Raw genomic sequence first — 4,498 nt, 5'->3', positions numbered from 1 at the left:
GTTATATGCTTCCCTGAAAGTATCGGTTCGCCCTGGAACTCATTAATCCATACGATTATTTTAACTTTCGTACCTTTTACAAGTTTAACGATATTTTCAAAACCTTCAATTGTGTCCGCTTGTGCCTGACCACCAACAATAATAGTATGGATATAAACATCCTGTTCAACTTCATTGAACATATCCATTACACAGTTATCATCGAAATACTGAAGTAATGGCAAGAACGTAGAAGCACCATTATCAATAACGAAATTAATGTTTCCGCCTTCAAGAATAGATTCAAACATGCTATCAAATTTTGATTGCACAATGTTGTTATTTTCTACAATCTTGATAATTTCAGCATTAAGGCGTTTTACTTTTGCTGTAGTTGTGTTTACCGGGTCTGTATCCGCGACAACAACATTTTCAAGTTTTTTTTCATCAATAAAATATTGAGACAGTATTGATGTGGCAAAAGATTTACCTACACCGCCTTTACCTTGCAATATAAAATTGATTGAAGTATTCATGTATCATCCTTATTTGTATTTGTCTTCAAATTTTGCCATTGTTGCCGAAGCATCATATTCCAGTTTTCTCTCTTTTTCTCTTTGAGAGAAAAAACCTTTTATCGCTGGTTCTTTTGTTGTTTGAGTCGATTTGTCACCTTGAGGCGGCAACTTGTTTGCAACTCCAGATTCGTTATTTTTCTTTTCCTGTGACAAGCGTTTCTTTTTTGCTCGTTCAACCATATTTCTATAAGCACGTACAGCCAGCGTCGAATCAGTATTCTGATTTATATATGTGCATATCTGTTCCCAGGTATATGTTTTCTTGGCTTCAAGTATCTCTTGAAGGTACAGATTGAATGCAGCTTGTTTTGATTTTAGTTTTTCATTTCTTATCGCTTCACAAAGTGGTGATAAGAACGCGTCGATGCTTTGCATATGTTACCCTCTATATATTTACCTCCCAATATGACAAAACTATCCCTAAATTGCAATGTGTGTGTCCTTATGTGTGCCATTGTGTGTGTCGTTTTGTGTGTTGTCAAGGTTTTTTGTGTGCTTTTATGTGTGTCCTTGTGTGTGCCATTATGTGTGTCTATGGTGCTATTGTGTGTGTCGTTTTGTGTGTCTAGTCTGAATCGTTTTCTAAAACACAGGCACGACACCGATGTATACACGCCATTTCATGGCCTGTATAATCGTCGTGCCAAAGGGGATGCCCCTTTGAAACCCCGAACGGTTGCACCGTTCAGGAAGTTCTACGAACTTTAAGGTAAAGGCGTTATGGCGATAGAAAGAAAAAACGTTATATCAATCCGGTTAACCGATGAAGAATACCAGCCGTTCAAGGAGCTGCTGGAGCATACAGACATTGGCAAATCCGAGTTTTTTCGCGCACTGATTCTGAATCGTATTAGTGAATTGCCAGTGAAGCCAAAGCCAACGACAGATTACAAGCGTTGTCTTTTTCTTATGAACAAAACAAGCAATAATCTTAATCAGATTGCACATCGTTTAAATCTGGATCATAACAAGGGAATTATATCATCTTCATTGTATGAAAGGGCGCTCAATACCTTGATAAATATCCGTGATTTATTGCAGGGCGCACTAAAATGATAATACGCTATGGCGGTGGCAATCATGGTATTGCAGAATACCTTGAAAATGGAAGAAAAGCGGAGCGTGAGTATACCCGTGATGAACTTGACCATAGATTTATCATTGACGGCGATCTGGCTACAACAAATAAAATAATTGAATCAATAGAAGATAAAGGGCAGGAGCGATACCTGCATATCACATTATCATTTGCAGAAAATGAAATATCAGAAGAAACACTGAAAAACGTGACTTCTGATTTCAGGAAGATGCTCATGAATGCCTATCATACAGATGAGTATTCTTTTTATGCAGAAGCCCATCTTCCAAAAATTAAAAATATTGTTGATAACAAAACTGGTGAACTTGTGGAGCGTAAACCACATATTCACATTGTCATTCCAAGAACAAATCTTGTCACAGGGAACTCATTAAATCCGCCAGGAGATCTGACAAATCTCAAAACTCAGACTCAACTTGACTCTGTTCAGGAATATCTTAACAACAAATATAACCTGATAAGCCCAAAGGATTCCGTTCGTGTAAGTGATGAGAACTATGCAAACGTGCTGTCACGAGTAAAAGGCGATTTATACCGTGAACGGAACAATGAAGTAAAAAAGGAAGTCTTCTCCAGAGTTACAAATGAAAATATTAACTCGACGGATGCATTCAAAAATTTATTAATGCAATATGGTGATGTAAAAATTCGCAATGAGGGGAAGACTAATCAATACTTTGCTGTGCGCCTTAAAGATGACAAAAAATATACTAATTTTAAAAACCCATTATTTAGTTCATCTTTCATAGAAAAACGTGAACTACCTTTAGTAAAGCCGACCCTGGCACAGATTAACAATAACGTTAGTACCTGGCTTGATAAAACCAGTCACGAAATAAAACATATTTATTCAAAATCGAGTAAAACGCGTGATCACTATAAGGCGCTTAGTGAGCCGGAAAAGAAAAGTTTCCTAAAAAACAGGATTGATGACTATGACAAAAAATACAAACTTAACACAAAAAATTCTGAAAGAACGCAAGGACGGTCTTGTGGTAACAAGTTCAGTATTGAATCAACTTCCAGATTCAGTAGAACTAAAACAAGAGTCGGCGTGCCACGTTTGCCCCAACGCGGTTTGGTTTACGGAATCCACGGGAGAGGAAAACCGCCCGAATCTGTCCGTATTTTGCAGGATAATGAACAGCGTAATCTGGCAAACAGAATGGAAAACAGATCGCATTCTGATTCAGCAATGCGACGGAATGCTGATCGACGATTCTCAGAACGAGGAATAAAAAATATCGGTATATCAACGCCATTACATGAAGCATTATTTCAGAAGTTAAATAATGATGCAGAACGTAATGAGTTAAGCACAATGGCAGAAATCAGAAAGGAAATTGATCCTGAGCGTTTTCTTTCTGCGACTGCACGTGAATTTAATGTTGTACCTGGAGAACATGCAATCAGTAAAGCAAAAGATGGTTCTCCACGTTTTGCAGTTGGCAACAGAAATCTTAATGCGTCTGATTTTTTAACTAAATATATTAATTTATCATGGTCTGATGCAAAAAGTTTCTTACTTAAAACATATGGAGAACAACTGTCTGAAAAAACGTTTGAGCCGGTAGCAACAATAAGAAAACTGAGTTATGAAGAATCCAGAGAAAGATTTTCTTCCTTTAAAAAAACAGACATTTCTTTAAGGAATATTATTCGTGCAGAAAAGAAAAATATGTATAATGAATTGCGCGAAATGCGGCAACAAATTTATTCTTTACCTAAAGAAAATCGTGATGTAGCTAAAGGTGTTTTAGTTTATAAGAAAATAACCACTCTTGAACGACTGGATGATATGTATGCTGCGGGACGTAGTTTTATCAACCAGTATCATAAAGACTGGAATGAGGATAAAAATGCTATGAAAGCAATTGATAAACTCAAAAATTATCTTAATAAAGAAAATGAAAACAGTATTTCTGGTGCTGAAATTGAGCTATCACTGGAAAAAGCTGTTCAGGCACAAAAGCGATTGCAGGAACTGCAACAAACAAATACCAGGTTGAAAGATCTTGTAATGGATAAACAAGAAACCAAGATTGTTTATCGTGACCAAAAAACAGAGTCCCCCGTATTTACTGATAAGGGTGATTTTGTTGTTGCCGGAAAGAATCCTTCTAAAGAAGAGATCGGCATCATGCTGGAGTATTCGAAAGAGAAGTTTGGCGGTGTGCTCAAACTTACCGGAAGCGAAGAGTTTAAGAAAGAATGTGCTCTTGTAGCGGCAGAACGGGATATGAATATTATTCTGCGCCCTGAGAAATACCAACAGATGATGCTGGAGCATAAAGCGGAGCTTGAGTCTAAAGCAATGCAGCAGACTGAACAGGAATCCCAGCAACAAACCCAGGTTGATAATGAAATCAGCAAGGCAGATGTTCATCAGAACCAGGCGTCAGCGGAAGAGGCTAAACAAGAAATTTATCTGGTCAGCCATACAAGCGTACACGAACAGAACGAAGGGGTCATTTTCTATTCAAAAGAGGCTGCTTACAGCTACTTTGAAGAAGACAAGAAAATGGCAATCGAGAAATACGAAGCGAACCCACATTTGGGAAATGGATTTGAAGGTGCGTTGCTTGTTTCCAAGACCATAGCGGCCAGCGAGCTGTCCTCTTATCCAGAAAAACTGACAGCAGAATTTGATAAACCCTACGAAATCCTGGCTGATTCATACAAGGAATACACCCGTACACCTGTATATGTTGTTTCGTTCCCGAAAGATGAACTCAACCAGCCTGTTAAGAAGTTCGAATCGCTTTCTGAAGCTATTGAGTATAAAAATAATACTGCAATGCTTCATGATCTGGATAAAAGGGAAGTTATTGTTAAATCTGTA

4 protein-coding genes are annotated in these 4,498 nt (G+C 37.8%); 2 read left to right on the top strand and 2 right to left on the bottom strand.

The annotated features are described in order from the left end of the window. On the bottom strand, positions 1-515 hold a 515-nt coding region (locus FFT88_RS24690), incomplete at its 3' end, for a conjugal transfer protein TraL (protein ID WP_135406012.1). Between the two features lie 9 nt (positions 516-524). Continuing rightward, a complete protein-coding gene (locus FFT88_RS24685; RefSeq protein WP_001190619.1) occupies positions 525-932 on the bottom strand; it encodes a hypothetical protein in 408 nt (135 codons plus the stop codon). A 345-nt stretch (positions 933-1,277) separates the two neighbouring features. Here FFT88_RS24685 and FFT88_RS24680 point away from each other — a divergent pair, with 345 nt between their 5' ends. Together FFT88_RS24680 and FFT88_RS24675 are read left to right on the top strand one after the other, a co-directional pair. Then, on the top strand, positions 1,278-1,613 hold the full coding sequence (locus FFT88_RS24680; RefSeq protein WP_000963832.1) for a DUF6290 family protein: 336 nt from the start codon (positions 1,278-1,280) through the stop codon (positions 1,611-1,613). After that, on the top strand, positions 1,610-4,498 hold a 2,889-nt coding region (locus FFT88_RS24675; protein WP_135406011.1), incomplete at its 3' end, for an LPD7 domain-containing protein. The genes FFT88_RS24680 and FFT88_RS24675, both read left to right, overlap by 4 nt.

This window comes from Escherichia sp. E4930 (assembly GCF_005845405.1).
Taxonomy (GTDB): Bacteria; Pseudomonadota; Gammaproteobacteria; order Enterobacterales; family Enterobacteriaceae; genus Escherichia.
This window is presented reverse-complemented; position numbering and strand designations above follow the sequence as displayed.

What these genes read in the sequence shown, in the direction of transcription:
- FFT88_RS24685 (WP_001190619.1), bottom strand. Translation starts at nt 932, where the DNA reads ATGCAAAGCATCGACGCGTTCTTATCACCACTTTGTGAAGCGATAAGA.
- FFT88_RS24680 (WP_000963832.1), top strand. Translation starts at nt 1,278, where the DNA reads ATGGCGATAGAAAGAAAAAACGTTATATCAATCCGGTTAACCGATGAA.